We start from the raw sequence: 15,577 nt of genomic DNA, 5'->3' as shown, positions 1-15,577 counted from the left end.
GCGAAACCATGGATCCTCAGGCCAACTCGACGAGTTCGATCAGTGCGCCCGCGCTGCCGCTGCAGCCGATCAGCGAGGAAGTGCTGCTCGAGAAGTACGCCAAGGGCAATGAACGCAGCATCGACGACGTTCGCCGCCGTGTCGCGCGGGCATTGGCGCAGGCCGAGCCGCCCGAGGCACGTGCGCAGTGGGAAGCGCGCTTCCTGCAGGCCTTGCAGGACGGCTTCCTGCCCGCGGGGCGCATCAATTCGGCGGCCGGCACGGCGTTGTCCGCCACGCTGATCAACTGCTTCGTGCAGCCGGTCGGCGACTCGATCGCGCAGGAGGAAGAAGGCCATCCGGGCATCTACACCGCGCTCACCGAGGCCGCCGAGACCATGCGCCGCGGCGGTGGCGTGGGCTACGACTTCTCGCGCATCCGGCCGCGCGGCGCCTGGGTCGGCAGCACCCAGTCGAGCGCCTCGGGACCGGTGTCGTACATGCGGGTGTTCGACCGCTCCTGCGAGACGGTGGAATCGGCCGGCGCGCGCCGCGGCGCGCAGATGGGTGTGCTGCGCTGCGATCATCCGGACATCGACGAGTTCGTGCATGCCAAGGACCAGGGCGACCTGGCCAACTTCAACATCTCGGTGGGACTGACCGACGCCTTCATGCAGGCCGTGCAGGAGGACCGGCCGGTCGATCTGGTGCACCGCGCGGCGCCGGGCCCGCGGCAGAAGGCCGGCGGCGCCTACCAGCGCGACGACGGCCTGTGGGTCTATCGCACGCTGCCGGCGCGCGCGCTGTGGGAGCAGATCATGCGTTCGACCTACGACCATGCCGAGCCCGGCGTGCTGTTCCTCGACCGCATCAACGCCGACAACAACCTCTCGTACTGCGAGACCATCGCCGCTACCAACCCCTGCGGCGAGCAGCCTTTGCCGCCCTACGGTTGCTGCTGCCTCGGCTCGATCGACCTGACGCGCTTCGTGCGCGATCCCTTCGAGCCGGCCGCGCGCTTCGACGAGGAGGCCTTCGCGCGCCTGGCCCGCATGGCCGTGCGCATGCTCGACAACGTGCTCGACATCAGCGTCTGGCCGCTGGAGCGCCAGCGCGAAGACGCGCGCAACAAGCGCCGCATCGGCCTCGGCTTCACCGGCCTGGGCGATGCGCTCGTCATGCTGAACCTGCGCTACGACAGCGCCGCCGCGCGCGCCGCGGCGCGCTGCATTGCCGAAGTGCTGCGCGATGCGGCCTACGGTGCGTCCGCGGACCTGGCGGCCGAGCGCGGCGCCTTCCCGCTCTTCAACGCCGACCTCTACTTGCGCCGCGGCACCTTCGCTTCGCGCCTGCCAGCGCCGTTGAAGGAGCGCATCCGCGCTGTAGGCCTGCGCAATTCGCACCTGCTTTCCATCGCGCCGACCGGCACCATCAGCCTGGCCTTTGCCGACAACGCGAGCAACGGCGTCGAGCCGGCGTTCTCGTGGACCTACACGCGCCGCAAGCGCAGCGCCGAGGGCACTTTCGAAGAACACGTGGTCGAAGACCATGCCTGGCGGCTTTACCGGCATCTGAAGGGCGAGCAGGCGCCGCTCACCGGGGCCTTCGTCACCGCGCTGCAGATGAGCGCGCAGGCGCACGAGGAGATGGTCGCGGCGGTGGCGCCTTACGTCGATACCGGCATCTCGAAGACCGTCAACGTGCCGGCCGACTACCCGTATGCGGATTTCCAGGATCTGTACCTGCGGGCATGGAAGTCCGGCCTGAAGGGACTCGCGACCTACCGGCCCAACACGGTGCTCGGCGCGGTGCTCAGCGTCGATGCAGCCGCCGCGGCGAAGGCGCAGGCGCCGGCAACGCTCGACGCCCCGCACCTGAACCAGCGCCTCGCGCTCGAACGCATGCCGCGGCCGGTGCTGGCCTCGCTGCGCTGGCCCGGGCGCCCGGAGCTGCCCGGCGGCAACGCGGCCTGGACCTACATGGTCCGGCATCCCTTCGGCGAATTCGCGCTCTTCATCGGCGAGCTGCCCGAGGACGGCAAGCCCGCGCCCTTCGAGGTGTGGATCAACGGTGCCGAACAGCCGCGCGGGCTCGGCGCGCTGGCCAAGACCTTGTCGATGGACCTGCGCGCCAAGGACGCGGCCTGGGTGCGCCTGAAGCTCGATGCGCTGGCCACCGTGCAGGAGGAGCGCGCGTTCGAGATGCCCTTTCCGCCCCATGGGGAGATGCGCCGTTTTCCCGGCGTGGTGGCCGCCACGGCCGCCGTGATCCGCTGGCGTTGCGAGCAGTTGGGGCTGTGGGCGGAGGGCGAATCCGCGCCCACGCCGGTGATCGACGCGATGTTCAGCCGCGAGGAGCCGCAGACCGGCCCGAACGGAACGCTCGCCTGGTCGGTGGACGTGCACAACCCGGCCAGCGACGAGGCCTTCGCGCTGACGCTCAAGGAGGTGCTGGTGCCGGACGGGCAGGGCGGCACGGTCACCCGGCCTTGCGCGCTGGGGCTTTCGGGCAACTGCCCGCGCGCGATGGACGGGCTCGCGCGCGTGCTCTCGCTCGACATGCGCGTGCTCGACCCGGCATGGATCGGCATGAAGCTGCGCAAGCTCTTGAACTACGCCGAGCCGCTCGGTCACTTCATGGCTTTCGTGCCGGGCTTGCCGCACGGCCAGCAGCGGCAGCAGACCTGGCCCTCGACGGTGGCGTACCTGGCGCGCCTGATCATCCACCGCTACGCGATGCTCGGCGTGCTGGACGAAGAGGGCTACCCGCTGCAGGAGATGGGCATCCTGCAGCTGCCGGCATCCACGCCCATGCAGGCGGAGCCGATGGCCGGCGCGCGCTGCCCGGAGTGCGGCAACGCGACGATGATCCAGAAGGACGGCTGCGACTTCTGCACCGCCTGCGGACATATCGGCAGTTGCGGCTAGCGGGGTTCAGACCCGCTGGGGAATGCCCAGGCCTCGCGCGACGGCCGGACGCGCGAGAAACATCTCCAGCACCCGCGTGACCTGCGGGAAGTTCCGGATCTCGACCAGGTCCGCCGCTTCGTAGAAACCGATCAAATTGCGCACCCAGGGAAAGGTGGCGATGTCGGCGATGCTGTAGGCATCGCCCATGATCCAGCTGCGGCCCGCGAGCCGCCCTTCGAGCACGCCGAGCAGGCGCTTGGCCTCCTCGACGTAGCGGTCGCGCGGGCGCTTGTCTTCGTAGTCCTTGCCGGCGAACTTGTTGAAGAAGCCGAGCTGGCCGAACATCGGACCGATGCCGCCCATCTGGAACATCAGCCACTGGATGGTTTCCCAGCGGCCGGCCGCGTCCTTCGGCATGAGCTGGCCGGTCTTGTCTGCGAGGTAGAGAAGGATCGCGCCCGATTCGAACAAGGGCAGCGGCTTGCCGCCCGGACCGTCGGGATCGAGGATGGCCGGGATCTTGTTGTTGGGATTGAGCGAGAGGAACTCGGGCGACATCTGGTCGTTCGTCGAGAAGCTGACCAGATGCGGCTCGTAGGGCAGGCCGGTCTCTTCGAGCATGATCGAGACCTTGACACCGTTGGGCGTCGGCAGGGAATAGAGCTGCAGCCGATCGGGATGCCGGGCGGGCCATTTCTTGGTGATTGGAAAAGCCGGTAGATCGTTCATGGTGTTGCGTGTCCTTGACGCCGCGGAAACGGCTGAAGGCGGGGATTCTGCCTTCGGCCGGCGGTTCAGGAGAAGGTTGAAGCCCAGCGCTCGGCCATCGCCGGGGAGTTGAAGCAGGTGGTGTCCCGCGTCGTGCTGCATACGGCGCGTTCGAGCAGCTGGATGTCGGCCTCGTGCTGGCGCGCGACATGCGGGTCCTCGAAGAAGATGGCTTTCTGGCAGCGGCGGTCGAGCACCAGCTCGGCGATCTGCGCATCGCCGCCCAGCGGGCCGCTGAGATAGCGCTGGACCCAGGGCTGGTCCTTGGGCCAGCCGCGCGACCAGGCCATGTCGTTGAGCCGGCCGCCCGTCGTGCCCGTGCCGACGCGCGCCTTGAACCTCGACAGTAGGTCGAAGTGGGTCGCCGCGAACTCGACCATGCGGTCCTTCAAGGCGTCGTGCGCGATCAGGGCGACCGTCTGCGAGTCGATCGCCGAGAGCCGGGTTTTCTCTTCCGACGCCAGGCCCGCATGCGCGAGCTCTACCGCCACCCATTCGGCGGCACCTGCGACCGTGGAGACGAAGGGCTTGCCGTGGACCACGCACTGGCGCTTGAGCGCCAGCGCCTCCGGATACAGCGAGGACGGATCCACAGGATCGATCAGGTAGATCACGCCATCGAGTTCATTGGCGGTGGCAAGACCGCCTGCGATGTGCGACACCAGCCGCATCACGCCGCCGTCCCTGCCGTCGGGATAGCGCACCAGGCGGTCGTAGCCCGCGAGCAGGCCTTGCCGCATCAGCGCATCGTAGGTGCCGCCGACCGCGTGAAGCTCGAGTTGCAGCGCGCGGATGCCGTCGTCGCAAACAGCGGCCCAGTGGGCCAGCCCACCGCTCGCGTCCTGGCGATGCAGCCTGCTGGCGATCAGTCCGAAACGCATGGCAGTCACTCCTGTTTGATCAAGCCGGTTTGACGGCCGTGTACTCGGAGAAGATGCCGAGTTCGACATGGCGATGCGTGTCCTCGAAGCCGGCGGCGCGCAGCGCGGCCAGCACCGATTCCGGGGGAATGCAGGCCTCGATCGTGTCCCAGTAGTAACGCCAAAGCTCGGCGGTGTCGCGCCGGCGCGCCACGATCCGCGCGATCACCGGCACGACAGTGCGCATGTAGGTCTTCAGCAAGGCCGTGCCGATCGGTCCCGCAGGCTTGGTGATCTCGAGCACGAGCAGCCGGCCGCCCGGGCGCAGCACCCGGAAGAATTCGGCAAAGGCCGCATTCACGTCGGCGATGTGGCGCAGCGCATAGCCCATGCTGAGGAAGTCGCTGCCGGCCTCCGGCAGCGGCAGCGCTTCGGCCCGGCCGCGGATCAGCTCGACCCCAGGCAGTGCCACCTCGCGCATCATGCCCGGACTGGGGTCGATGCCCACCAGCCGGCCGTGCGGGCCGATCAGGGCGAGCGCCTCGCGCGCGACCAGGCCGGTGCCGATGCCGACGTCGAGCACCTGCGCGCCGGCTGCGAGCCCGGCTCGCAGCAGCGCGGCGCGCCGGTAGCGCGGCCCCGAGCCGAGCGCGAGCAGCCGCTCGATGCGCTCGTAGTCGGGCGCGGTGTCGTCGAAGATGCGGCGCAGGAACCGGTCGTGCTCGACCTCGTCGCCGTAGTAGGCTGGCAGCGGTGCGTGCGGCGGCAAAACTTCGATGGGAGCGATCGACGGGCTTGGTTTCTGCATCGAAGTCATTATCGTGAGCTCCACCTCGTCATCCTCGCCGACACCGCCATGCTCTTTTCGACGGACCGCCATGAACCACTGAGCCCGGTCGCCTGGGATGAAGCGCTTGCCCGCGAGACGATCGAGCGGATCGTGCGGCAGACGGAAGCGCGCTTCTCTCCCGAGCTGCTGTGGCCGACGCATCCCAACGACAGCGCCGATCCCGCGCCTTCCTGCATGCTCTATTGGGGCGCCTGCGGCGTGTTCTGGGCGCTGCGCTACCTGGAGGCACGCGGCGCGTGCCGGCTGCAGTGTGACTACGCCCCCTTCGTTCATTCACTGCTGAAGCCGAACCGGAAGGCGATGGGGCACCGCGGCCCATCGGCCTTCGGCAGCTATCTGATGGGCGACAGCGGCATTCAGCTCCTGCGCCATTGGAACGATCCTTCGGAAGAAACGGCGGCCGAGTTGGCCGTGCTCGTCGAGGCGACGATGGACCATCCCGCGCGTGAACTCATGTGGGGTTCGCCGGGCACGCTGCTCGCCGCTCTTTTTCTTCAGGAGCGGACGGGCGACCCGCGGTGGGCCCGGCTTTATCAGGCGACCGCACGCAAGCTCTGGTCGCAGCTCGAATGGTCGTCGGTGTTTGCGTGCAGCTACTGGACTCAGGACCTGTACGGGAACACACACACCTTCCTGGATGCGGTGCATGGCTTCGTGGCGACCGCGGCGGTGCTTATCCGGGGGAGGCATCTGCTGGACGGCGCCGAATGGGCCGCGTGGCAGCAGTGCATCGCCGACACCGTTCGGCAGTCCGCGGAATGGGACGGCCAGCATGTCAACTGGCGGCCGAAGCTGGACTCCACGCCGGTCAGGGACTCGGCGACCAAGCTCGTCCAGTTCTGCCACGGTGCGCCCGGCTTCGTCATCTGCCTCGCGGACTTCCCCAATGCCTCGTTGGACGACCTGCTCGTGGCCGGCGGCGAAACGACATGGACCGCGGGTCCGCTGCGCAAGGGCTCCAATCTTTGCCATGGAACAGGCGGCAACGGCTATGCCTTTCTCAAGCTCCATCGCCGCTTCGGCGATGCGCGATGGCTGGAGCGCGCACGCGCATTCGCCATGCACGGCATCCGGCAGACCGACGACGACCTCGCAAAGTTCGGCGACCTGCGCTACTCGCTCTGGACCGGCGACCTGGGCTTCGCGATCTACCTGTGGGATTGCATCCACGGGACCGATCGCTTCCCCACCTTGGACGTGTTCTTCGCGGGCGCGTGAGCGGTCATGTGGCATCCGAGATCAGCGCATCGAGCCTGGTCAAGGTGAATGTGCGCGGCGAGGTGGTCGATGGTTCGGGCGCCCGCGTCAACCCGAGCGGCTTCGCGATCCACGGCGCGGTGCATGCGGCGCGGCCCGAGGTCGAATGCGTGATTCACCTGCACAAGCCCTGGGGCGTGGCCTTGTCGATGCTGCCGAACGGCCCCCCGGATGGGGCTGCACCGCGAGCGAGATCCAGCTCGCTAAGATCGCGCCGTACCACGCCGCCACGCCCAACAAGGAGCCCCAGTGACCATCAACCTGCAAACGCTCAAGTGCGGGGAATGCGGCAGCGGCGTGCTCGAGCGCTCCGGGCTCAACCAGTACACCTGCGCGCATTGCGGCTCGGTCTCGATCGTCGAAGACGACGTGTCCGAGCGGCTGAGCCGGGTGCTCGACCAGGTCAAGGACGAAGCCGCGCGCCGGCTGGCGGCGGAACAATCGGCGCGCGGCCGGCAGGTCGGCAAATCGATGGTCATCGCCGCGGTGGCCGGCGTGGTGCTGATCATCGGCGTCTTCGTGGTCACGGCCTTCATCGTGGACCGCAAGGAGCCGTTCGGCGCGGGCAGGCCGGTGGTGGCCTCGATGGCGCCGCGCACGATCCCGATCGACGGGCTCAAGCTCGATCCGCCGCGCCAGGTGCTGGTGGGCGCCGGCAACTCGGCTCGGCCCAGGCTGCTGGTGATGGCGCGCAATGAAACCGGCACGCCGCTCGAGCGGCCAAGCGTCAAGGCCATCTTCTACGACGGCGAAAACCGGATAGGCGAGCGCAGCGAATCGGTGCCGATCGGCACGCTGATGCCGGGCGAATCGGCGCCGCTCCTGATCGACCTGCCGAGCGAGAAGACCGTCACGCGCCAGGAGCTTCAGGTGGCCTCGCTGTCGGCGCCGTACCGGACCGTGGAAGGGCCGCGGCTGCAGTTCACGCGCGTGCGCCTGGTTCAGCAGGAGGGCGAGGTGCGGCTGGTCGGGCGCATCGTCAACGCGCGCAAGGATGCCGTGGCGCTGACCGCCGTGGAAGTGCTGGTCACGCTCTACGACGACGCCGGCGCGGTCATCGGCTTCGGCCGCGGCTTCTCGCAGGCCAACGAGATCAAGCCGAGCGAGCGCAGCGCGGCGGAGGTGCGCATCGAGCGCTTCGCCAGCCGCCAGGTGCCGATCGCGGCATGGGACTACCGTATCGACTACAACCTGAGCGAAGGGGAGCAGCAGGGCCGCACGCGCGTGCTGAGCAGCAACCGCGTGATCCGCACGGCCGGGGCGCCGGAGGCCTTCCATCCATCGCTGCGCCTCGGCAGCGAGGACCTGCTGGCCGACGAGGCCGAGCGCTTCGATCTCGCGCAGATCGAACTGCTGCCGCTGGTGCCCGCGCACAACATCACGCAGCGGCCGGTCTACCTGGCCGAGGTGGTCAACCGCAGCAGCGAGGCCATCGCCCTGGCGCCGGGCGCGGTGATCTCGCGCTACGACGGCAACCGGCTCGACGGCACCACGGCCGTCGCCGGCCCGGCCTACCTCTACCCGGGCGAGCGCTTTCCCGTCCTGCTGGAGCCGCGCGACGCCGACCGCATCTCGGCCACCCGCGTGGAATGGAAGCCGATGCGCCGCGCCGCCATGCCCGGGCCTCGCATGCCACTGCAGGTGCGCGTCGAAGACACCCGCGCGGCGACGAGCAGCGTGCTGGTCAACTTCAGCCGGCGCTACACCTACAAGTACGTCGACGTCAGCGGCACGGTGACCAATCCGGGCCAGGCCATCGTTCGCAAGTCGCGGCTGTGGGTGAGCCTGCGCGACGGCGAAGGCAAGCTGGCCGGCTTCACGCTGCTCGACAACCTGCCTGCCATCGCGCCCGGCGAAAGCGTGCCCTTCCAGGCCAAGGTCAATCAGTTCGGTCGCGACTTCGCCAGCGTGGAGACGCTGTACCAGAGCGAGTAGCTGGGGCGGGGTCGAGGCAGGTTCGCCGCCGTCAGGCCCCACTGTGCAAAGCTTCTCGAAATGCACGGCTTTGTAGGTAGAAAGGCCCAGACTTCGACCAAAGTCGTAGCCGCTTCGACCCGGCACTCGGCACACTCGCGCCCTTGTCTCTCGGACAGCCACTCCAAATCGACAGAGGGAACGCGATGGAACCGATGCACTGGGAATACATAGGCGCCTTGGGCGGGGTGATCGGCATCGGCTGGCTGGTGGTGGTGCCGATGTACCGCGGCTGGAAACCGTTGAACAAGAGGATGAGCGATCGGGTCAGGGAAACCACGACGCTGCTGGCGGCGCTGGAGTGCGATCACGCGCGCCGGTCGCCGCCATCGCGCTGCTGCTCGACGAGCATCCGCTGAGGGGCGCTTCTTCCGTTTTCGTGTCAGTGGCTCACTGACTCGGAGAACATCGGAGAACACGCGATCGGCCTGCAGATCCGCTGGTAAGTCGCAGCCCGCCGTCCTCGAACACATTCGCCACTGGCCGACCGCGGCCGCTCTGAATCCTTGAGCGGCTGCTGGTCGGCTTAGTCACGTCTGGAAGTCCGTGTCGACTTCGGAAATGAGTACTTTGGTAGGCGTTTTGTCATGCCGAGAGCTCCTTCAAAAGAGGCGGTCTGTCCCGCTCAAATGAGGGCGCAACGCTCATGTATCCATTTGTTTGCATCTCTACATTAGATCCAAGCCAAACGCTTGACCGGTAATTCCGATCAATTCCTCCAACGAAAAAGCAATGCGGAGAAGTGCATGCGATTTGCGAGGCATCTGTCGCATACGTTCGCCGATCTATTGAAGGAAGAGGCGGGCGCCTCGCTCATGGAATATGCACTCGTGGGTTCGCTGATTCTGGTCGTTTGCATGCTTTTATTGCTCGCCTGGCACAAACAGAACTGAAGGAAATTGAACATGCAAGAATTTCACGCGCTACTCGAACTTCTGGCCATGCTGGCAACCGACCCGCGCATCGTGGTGTTGTTCGTGCTGCTCGTCGTCGCCTCCGTCAGCGATTACCGCACCTACAGGATTCCCAATTGGCTGACATTCGGCGGCGCCGCTTTCGCGCTGGTCTACAAGACCGTCATCGCCGCGTCGCCGCCAACGGCTTTTTTGCAGGCGTTCGGGGGACTCTTCCTCGGCTTTCTGATCATGCTGCCGGCCTATGCGCTGGGTGTCATGGGCGCAGGTGATGTGAAGCTGATGGCGATGGTCGGTGCGTTCCTCGGGGTCCACGAAACGCTCCAGGCCGTTCTATTCGCATTCATCGTGGGCGGAATAGCCGCGCTCGGATTTGCATTTCTCAAGGGAAAACTGAGGCGCATGCTGCACAACGCAAAAGCGGCAGTTTTCGGCATGCTGGCATCGACGTTCGCAGGCTTCAGGCCCGATGGTCGAATTGAGGCGAGCCAATCGATCGGAAAACTCCCATATGGCATCTGCATCAGCATCGGGACGATGGGTTACGTACTAGGTCGGCAATTGGGCTATGCATAGCCGGCGCAGATCGCAAACATCAATTAGTGGAGCACTAAATGAGAAATATCAAGGCAATGGGTCTTCTAATTCTGGCATTGATGATCGGCCTGGCTGCTGCCGTCTATGCGTCAGGCTGGGTATCGCGGCAAGGAAGCATTGCTTCCAACAAAGTGGTGGTTGCCGTGGTCGATATTGAACTCGGCAGCAAGATCAATGCGCAAATGCTGTCCACCGTCGATTGGCCGAGCGGGTCGGTGCCGGCGGGTGCTTTCAATGAGCTCAAGGACGTGCAGGACCGCGTCGCCAAAATCAGCGTGCTGCGTGGCGAGGCAATCCTGGAAGGAAAGTTGGCGCCGGTGGGAACGCAGGGTGGCCTTTCCGCGGTCATCGCCCCCGGCAAGCGGGCCATGACGGTGCGCGTCAATGACGTCGTCGGCGTCGCCGGCTTCGCACTGCCTGGCAACTACGTCGATGTCATGGTGAACGCCCAGCAGGACAAGGCCAAGGGCGAAGAAGGAAAGCAGATCAGCAAGACGGTGCTCGAGCATGTGCTGGTGCTGGCCGTTGCACAGGAAGCCGGTCGCGACGACACCAAGCCCAAGGTGGTCAGCGCCGTGACGCTCGAGCTGTCGCTGGAGGATTCCGAAAAGCTCGATCTCGCCCGCAGCGTCGGCACGCTGTCCCTGGTGCTGCGCAACCAGGTGGACAAGGACAAGGTAGTGACCGCCGGCGTCACCAAGACGCAGCTGTTCGGCGAGAAGGCCATCGTGCCCGTGTCGACAGCAGCGGCCCCGGCGCCGGCGCCGGCCAAGCCCCGCTCGCCGGTCGTGCGGCCCGCCGTGGCGGCAATCAAGGAGTGCGTCGAGGTCATCCAGAGCTCGGCACGCGCACTCAGCTGCTTCTAGGAACCAGGAACTCAAGGAGATTCCAAGTGCACAAGAAAGCTTATTTCGCCAGCCTGCTTGCAGCGTTCGCCGTCGCGGGCCCGGGCTTCGCAGCCGACAACCCGCCCGTCGCTCCCGTCGCTGCCGCGGCACCCGCGAATGCGCCGGCCCCTGCGGCCCCTGCAGCGAGGCGCTGCACTTCCATCGTCTCCGACGATCAGCCCACCTATGTGACGCTGGGCAAGTCGGCCGTCATTCCGCTGAAGTCGCGTGTGACCCGCATCCTGGTCGGCGGCAGTGGCAAAGCGGCGGCAGGGGGCGGCGCGCCCCAGGCGGCAGGCGGCGGCAGCGACGGCGTCGCCGACCTGGAGGTCTCGCTGCTGAGCCCCACCGACCTCTTCTTCAAGGGCCGCACCGCCGGCTCGATGAACGTGGTGCTGCAGAACGCCGAAGGCACCTGCTTCATCAAGGACATCGTGGTCACCGTCGATTCCTCGGCGCTGCAGGCCAAGCTCGCCGAGCTGATGCCGGAGGAGCGGGGCATCAAGGTGCGCGGCGCGGAGCGCAGCATCGTGCTCACCGGCGAGGTCAGCGACCCGATGAAGCTGGACAACGTGATGCACCTGGCCGCCTCGTACGGCGGCGATGGCAAGAAGGTGGTGAACCTGCTGCGCGTGATGACGCCGCAGCAGGTGATGCTCGAGGTCAAGATCGCCGAGGTCAGCAAGACGCTGCTGGACCGCCTGGGCTCGCAGATCGCGCTGCGCCGGATCACCAACGGCGGCGCCAACCAGTATTCGCTGATCTCCAGCTTCCTGAGCAACGGCGGCGGGCTGGTCGAGGCGCTGCGCGTCGGCCGCACGGCGGTCAACCTCGACGGCCAGAAGGACGACGGCCTGGTGCGGGTGCTCGCCGAGCCGAACATCATGGCCATCAGCGGCCAGCAGGCCAGCTTCCTGTCGGGCGGGAAGATCTTCATCCCGGTCTCGCAGACCCAGAGCGGCGGCCTTCCGACCATCACGCTGGAGGAGAAGGAATTCGGCATCGGCGTGAAGTTCACGCCCACGGTGCTGGACGGCAGCCGGGTGCACCTCAAGATGGTGTCGGAGGTGTCGGACCTGTCGCAGACCGGCTCGCCCTTCACCACCGTCGGCGGCGTTACCGCGGTGCTGCCTTCGCTGACCGTTCGCCGCGCCGACACCACGGTGCAGCTCCACGACGGCCAGAGCCTGGTCATCGCGGGCCTGATCAAGAACAACGTCACCGAGACCATCAAACGCTTCCCCGGCCTTGGCGAGGTGCCGGTGGTGGGCGCACTCGCGCGCAGCTCCGAGTTCCAGAACGATCAGACCGAGCTGCTCTTCGTGATCACGCCGCGGATGGTCAAGCCACTGACGGAATCGCCGCGGCTGCCCACCGACAACCACGTGGTGCCCAGCCGCGCCGAGGTCATCTTCAACGGCGCGCTCGAGAGCTCGACGCCGGCGCCGGTCGCCCCGCTTTCAGAGACCAAGTAAGAGGACGCCATGACCACCAAGCTTCTTGTAATTGCAGCGCTCGCCGGCCTGTTGGCGGGATGCGCATCGACCACGCCGAACTACGACGCGCGCTTCGGCGACGCGGTGCGCGACGCCAAGCGAAAGATGACCATCAACCCCGATGCCGGGAGGAACACCGACCAGGCGCTCGGCATGGACGGCAGGGCGTCGAGGGAATCGCTGCTGCGCTACCACGACAGCTACAAGACGCCACCGCCGGCGGTCAACGTCATCAACATCGGCGGCGCCATCGGGGGCAAATAGAAAAGCACTCATCAACCTCATTGGAAAGAAAGGAGTCGCGGCAACGGGATATCGACACCTTCACCTCAGCAACCACTTTTCATTTTTTCAATCTTCAACTTAACGGGTATACACATGAACAAGTTTCTCAACGCCATCAGCAACTCCGTCGGCTCTTTCATCAAGGAAGAAGAAGGCGCCCAGGTCGTCGAGTACGCCCTGATCATCGCGGTCGTCTCGATCGCCCTGGTCATCGCACTGTCGGCCCTGACTGCCAACAACGGAAGCTTCAACACCTTCATCGGCCGCGTCGTCAACTGCCTGACGACCGCCGGGGGCTGCGCCTGAGCGTTGCCTGGGTCGAGGGCCGGCAATGGCGTGCCAATCCCCTGGGGCCGAACGCCGCCCATTGCCTGCCCTCCCTCCGGCCGCTGCCGAATTTTCGGTATCGGAGTCATCAAAGGACATCCCCATGCTTGCCACGCTGCTCAAGGCTGAAGACGGTTCTCAGGTCGTGGAATACGCGCTGATCATCGCCATCGTTTCCATTGTGCTGGTCGTGGCCCTCCAGCCCTTGATCCTCGCGGCCGGCATTGGCAGCTTCATCAACAACCTGGCCTCCTGCCTGACGACGGGGACATGTCCCTAGTCGCGGGCGATCTGCAAGGAAGAGGAAACCCCATGCGCAACGCGATTCCCCGTCGTCGCCAAGGTGGGGCCGTGATCATCACGACGGCCCTCGTGCTGCTGTTCCTGCTCGGCTTCATGGGCATCGCCCTGGACTTCGGGCACATGTTCGTCGTCAAGACGGAGCTGCAGACGGCCATGGACAGCTGCGCCCTGGCCGCCGCGCGCGAACTCGATCACCATCCGACGACGGCCATCGATCGCGCCCGCAGTGCCGGCATGACCGCGGGAAACCTCAACCGCGTCAACATGCAATCGCCCACCTGGAGCGGACAGGGCCAGATCTCCGCGGTGGACATCACATTCAGGGACGCGGCCTACGCACCGACGACCAACCCGGCGCTGGCCGACTATGCGCAGTGCCAGCACACCCAGCCCGGCGTGGGCATGCTGTTGATGCAGGCCATCGGCGCCTTCTCCGGCGATACGGCCGGCAACCCGCCGTCCCGCAGCGTCGGGGCGACTGCGGTGGCGAGACGCAGCCACGCGCAGAGCACCTGCCCCATTCCCGTCGCGCTCAAGCCCAGTGCCGGCGGGAGCGCGCCCGACTACGGATTCACGGTCGGCCAATGGGTGACGCTCATCAACGAACAGGGCGCGTCCCAGGGCGGCGAGATCGGCTGGGCCAACCTGGACGGCAGCAACAACGCGGCCGAAACCGAGGCCGAGCTGAATGGCAGTTGCGGAACGAGAATGGGCGACACCCTCGGCACACCCGGCGTCCAGACCTCGGTGGCTGATGCATGGAACGCGCGCTTCGGCATCTACAAGGCCAGCAGCGGCCCCGATCAGAAGAACCCTGATTTCACCGGCTACGCCTACACCGCGCTCAACTGGCCGGCCGCCTTCAATGCCTACGATGGCACGCCGGGCGCAGGTGCCCCGGCGAGCGCGCAGAACTTCGTCGCCAAGCGCGGCACCTACGCCTCGTGCGCCGACACCGGCACGAAGGTCAAAGGCGCGAACAGCTGCGAGTCGATCACCGGCCTGTCCCTGAACAGCTTCCAGAAGCTCGCGGTGCCGGGGAACGTCGCGGGCGGGCACATGCAGTACGGGAGAGACCGCCGGATCGTCACCGTGCCGGTCATCAACAGCGCCTCCCATGTGATCGACTTCGCATGCATGCTGATGCTGCAGCCGCTGTCCATCCCCATGACGAACGTCCAGCTCGAGTACCGTGGAAATGCAGGGGCCACGGGCAGCCCATGCACCTCGAGCGGACTGCCTGGCGGCATGGCGGGTCCGCTGGTCCCGGTACTGGTCAGGTGAAGCCCATGAAAACGAGACAACGCGGGGTGGCGCTGGTGGAACTGGCCCTGATCATCCCCTTGCTGCTGCTGCTGAGCTTCATCACCACCGAGTTCGGGCGGGCGATATACGAGTACAACGCCGTCACCAAGTCGACGCGCGATGCGGTGCGCTACCTCTCGTTCCAGACGCCCGGCACCCACATAGACGAGGCACGCAATCTCATCGTCTACGGCAACCTGGCGGGCACCGGCACGCCGCTGGCACGCGGCCTCAGCCTGGCCAACGTGCCAGCGGCGAGCTGCTGCACCTGGCAGACCACCGGCAGCAATCCGGTGTTGACGGCGGTGACGGTGCGGGTCAGCAACTACACCTTCCACTCCCTGTTTCCGAGCGTGATGGGGCTGGCCTTCGGCGACGCCAACGGCGACATCACCTTCAGCGACATCACGGCGACCATGAGGGGATCAGCATGAACAGACAACAGTCCGGCGCGACTACCGTCGAATTCGCCTTGGCGCTGATCGTGTTTCTTACCTTTCTGCTGGGCATCACGGATTTCGCCCGCATGCTCTTCACCTGGAGCGCCGCACAGGAGGCTACGCGGGCAGGGGCGCGCTACGCGGTCGTCTGCGACGACACCGCCCAGCAGGCCCAGGTGCTGGCGAAGATGCAGAACCTGCTGCCGCAGATCAGTGCCATCAACCTGGCCTGGATTCCCGGCGGCTGCAACGCCGCGACCTGCGAGGGCGTGACAGTGACGATCACCGGCATGAACTACCAGTGGATCTCGCCGATCGCCGGCGCACTCTCCATGGCGCCGATTCCGATGCCGACGTTCTCGACCTTCCTGCCCAGGGAAATCATGCGGCAGGACCCGAACAGCGCATCGATTTGTTCCTAGACCT

General features: G+C 66.4%; 16 protein-coding genes and 1 pseudogene. 14 read left to right on the top strand and 3 right to left on the bottom strand.

What is annotated here, in order from left to right; all coding sequences use genetic code 11:
* Positions 1 to 8: 8 nt before the first annotated feature.
* Entirely contained in the window at positions 9 to 2,906 is a 2,898-nt protein-coding gene (locus BLS74_RS12175) for an adenosylcobalamin-dependent ribonucleoside-diphosphate reductase (RefSeq protein WP_093106276.1), read from the top strand.
* A 6-nt stretch (positions 2,907 to 2,912) separates the two neighbouring features.
* On the opposite strand, the gene BLS74_RS12170 is transcribed toward BLS74_RS12175, so the two are convergent.
* The 3 genes from BLS74_RS12170 to BLS74_RS12160 form a co-directional block, all read right to left on the bottom strand.
* Positions 2,913 to 3,617, bottom strand: a complete 705-nt coding sequence (locus BLS74_RS12170; RefSeq protein WP_093106274.1) for a glutathione S-transferase N-terminal domain-containing protein — start codon at positions 3,615 to 3,617, stop codon at positions 2,913 to 2,915.
* 65 nt (positions 3,618 to 3,682) lie between these two features.
* Entirely contained in the window at positions 3,683 to 4,537 is an 855-nt protein-coding gene (locus BLS74_RS12165; RefSeq protein WP_093106271.1) for a methylglyoxal synthase, read from the bottom strand.
* A 19-nt stretch (positions 4,538 to 4,556) separates the two neighbouring features.
* Positions 4,557 to 5,333, bottom strand: coding sequence for a class I SAM-dependent methyltransferase (locus tag BLS74_RS12160; protein WP_170855586.1), 777 nt, complete (start codon positions 5,331 to 5,333; stop codon positions 4,557 to 4,559).
* Here BLS74_RS12160 and BLS74_RS12155 point away from each other — a divergent pair.
* The 13 genes and pseudogenes from BLS74_RS12155 (at position 5,235) to BLS74_RS12095 (ending at position 15,573) form a co-directional block, all read left to right on the top strand.
* Positions 5,235 to 6,584 carry a lanthionine synthetase C family protein gene (locus BLS74_RS12155; protein ID WP_139191674.1) on the top strand — a complete coding sequence of 450 codons (1,350 nt, stop codon included), beginning with the start codon at positions 5,235 to 5,237 and terminating at the stop codon, positions 6,582 to 6,584. The genes BLS74_RS12160 and BLS74_RS12155 overlap by 99 nt on opposite strands.
* Positions 6,521 to 6,766 (top strand): annotated as a pseudogene (locus tag BLS74_RS12150) (class II aldolase/adducin family protein); the annotation flags it as partial. The gene BLS74_RS12155 and the pseudogene BLS74_RS12150, both read left to right, overlap by 64 nt.
* A gap of 106 nt (positions 6,767 to 6,872) precedes the next feature.
* Complete coding sequence (locus tag BLS74_RS12145; RefSeq protein WP_093106266.1) at positions 6,873 to 8,558, top strand: FxLYD domain-containing protein; 1,686 nt, start codon at positions 6,873 to 6,875, stop codon at positions 8,556 to 8,558.
* Positions 8,559 to 8,743: 185 nt separating this feature from the next.
* Entirely contained in the window at positions 8,744 to 8,956 is a 213-nt protein-coding gene (locus tag BLS74_RS12140) for a hypothetical protein (protein WP_139191673.1), read from the top strand.
* A 546-nt stretch (positions 8,957 to 9,502) separates the two neighbouring features.
* A complete protein-coding gene (locus BLS74_RS12135) occupies positions 9,503 to 10,087 on the top strand; it encodes an A24 family peptidase (RefSeq protein ID WP_093106262.1) in 585 nt (194 codons plus the stop codon).
* Between the two features lie 38 nt (positions 10,088 to 10,125).
* Positions 10,126 to 10,974 carry a Flp pilus assembly protein CpaB gene (gene cpaB, locus BLS74_RS12130; RefSeq protein ID WP_093106259.1) on the top strand — a complete coding sequence of 283 codons (849 nt, stop codon included), beginning with the start codon at positions 10,126 to 10,128 and terminating at the stop codon, positions 10,972 to 10,974.
* A 26-nt stretch (positions 10,975 to 11,000) separates the two neighbouring features.
* Positions 11,001 to 12,470, top strand: coding sequence for a type II and III secretion system protein family protein (locus BLS74_RS12125; protein ID WP_093106257.1), 1,470 nt, complete (start codon positions 11,001 to 11,003; stop codon positions 12,468 to 12,470).
* A 9-nt stretch (positions 12,471 to 12,479) separates the two neighbouring features.
* Positions 12,480 to 12,755, top strand: coding sequence for a hypothetical protein (locus BLS74_RS12120; protein WP_093106254.1), 276 nt, complete (start codon positions 12,480 to 12,482; stop codon positions 12,753 to 12,755).
* A 114-nt stretch (positions 12,756 to 12,869) separates the two neighbouring features.
* Positions 12,870 to 13,082 carry a Flp family type IVb pilin gene (locus BLS74_RS12115; RefSeq protein WP_093106251.1) on the top strand — a complete coding sequence of 71 codons (213 nt, stop codon included), beginning with the start codon at positions 12,870 to 12,872 and terminating at the stop codon, positions 13,080 to 13,082.
* A 124-nt stretch (positions 13,083 to 13,206) separates the two neighbouring features.
* A complete protein-coding gene (locus BLS74_RS12110; protein ID WP_093106249.1) occupies positions 13,207 to 13,383 on the top strand; it encodes a Flp family type IVb pilin in 177 nt (58 codons plus the stop codon).
* 32 nt (positions 13,384 to 13,415) lie between these two features.
* Positions 13,416 to 14,690: a pilus assembly protein TadG-related protein gene (locus BLS74_RS12105; protein WP_093106246.1), complete on the top strand. Its 1,275-nt coding sequence runs from the start codon at positions 13,416 to 13,418 to the stop codon at positions 14,688 to 14,690.
* A gap of 5 nt (positions 14,691 to 14,695) precedes the next feature.
* Positions 14,696 to 15,145 carry a TadE/TadG family type IV pilus assembly protein gene (locus BLS74_RS12100; RefSeq protein WP_093106833.1) on the top strand — a complete coding sequence of 150 codons (450 nt, stop codon included), beginning with the start codon at positions 14,696 to 14,698 and terminating at the stop codon, positions 15,143 to 15,145.
* Positions 15,142 to 15,573, top strand: coding sequence for a TadE/TadG family type IV pilus assembly protein (locus BLS74_RS12095; RefSeq protein WP_093106244.1), 432 nt, complete (start codon positions 15,142 to 15,144; stop codon positions 15,571 to 15,573). The genes BLS74_RS12100 and BLS74_RS12095 overlap by 4 nt, the downstream gene beginning before the upstream one ends.
* Positions 15,574 to 15,577: the final 4 nt, after the last annotated feature.

Origin of the sequence: Variovorax sp. CF079 (genome assembly GCF_900101545.1) — a bacterium.
Taxonomy (GTDB): domain Bacteria; phylum Pseudomonadota; class Gammaproteobacteria; order Burkholderiales; family Burkholderiaceae_C; genus Variovorax.
The sequence above is the reverse complement of the archived record's forward strand: the minus strand, read 5'-3'. Positions and strand labels throughout refer to the sequence as shown.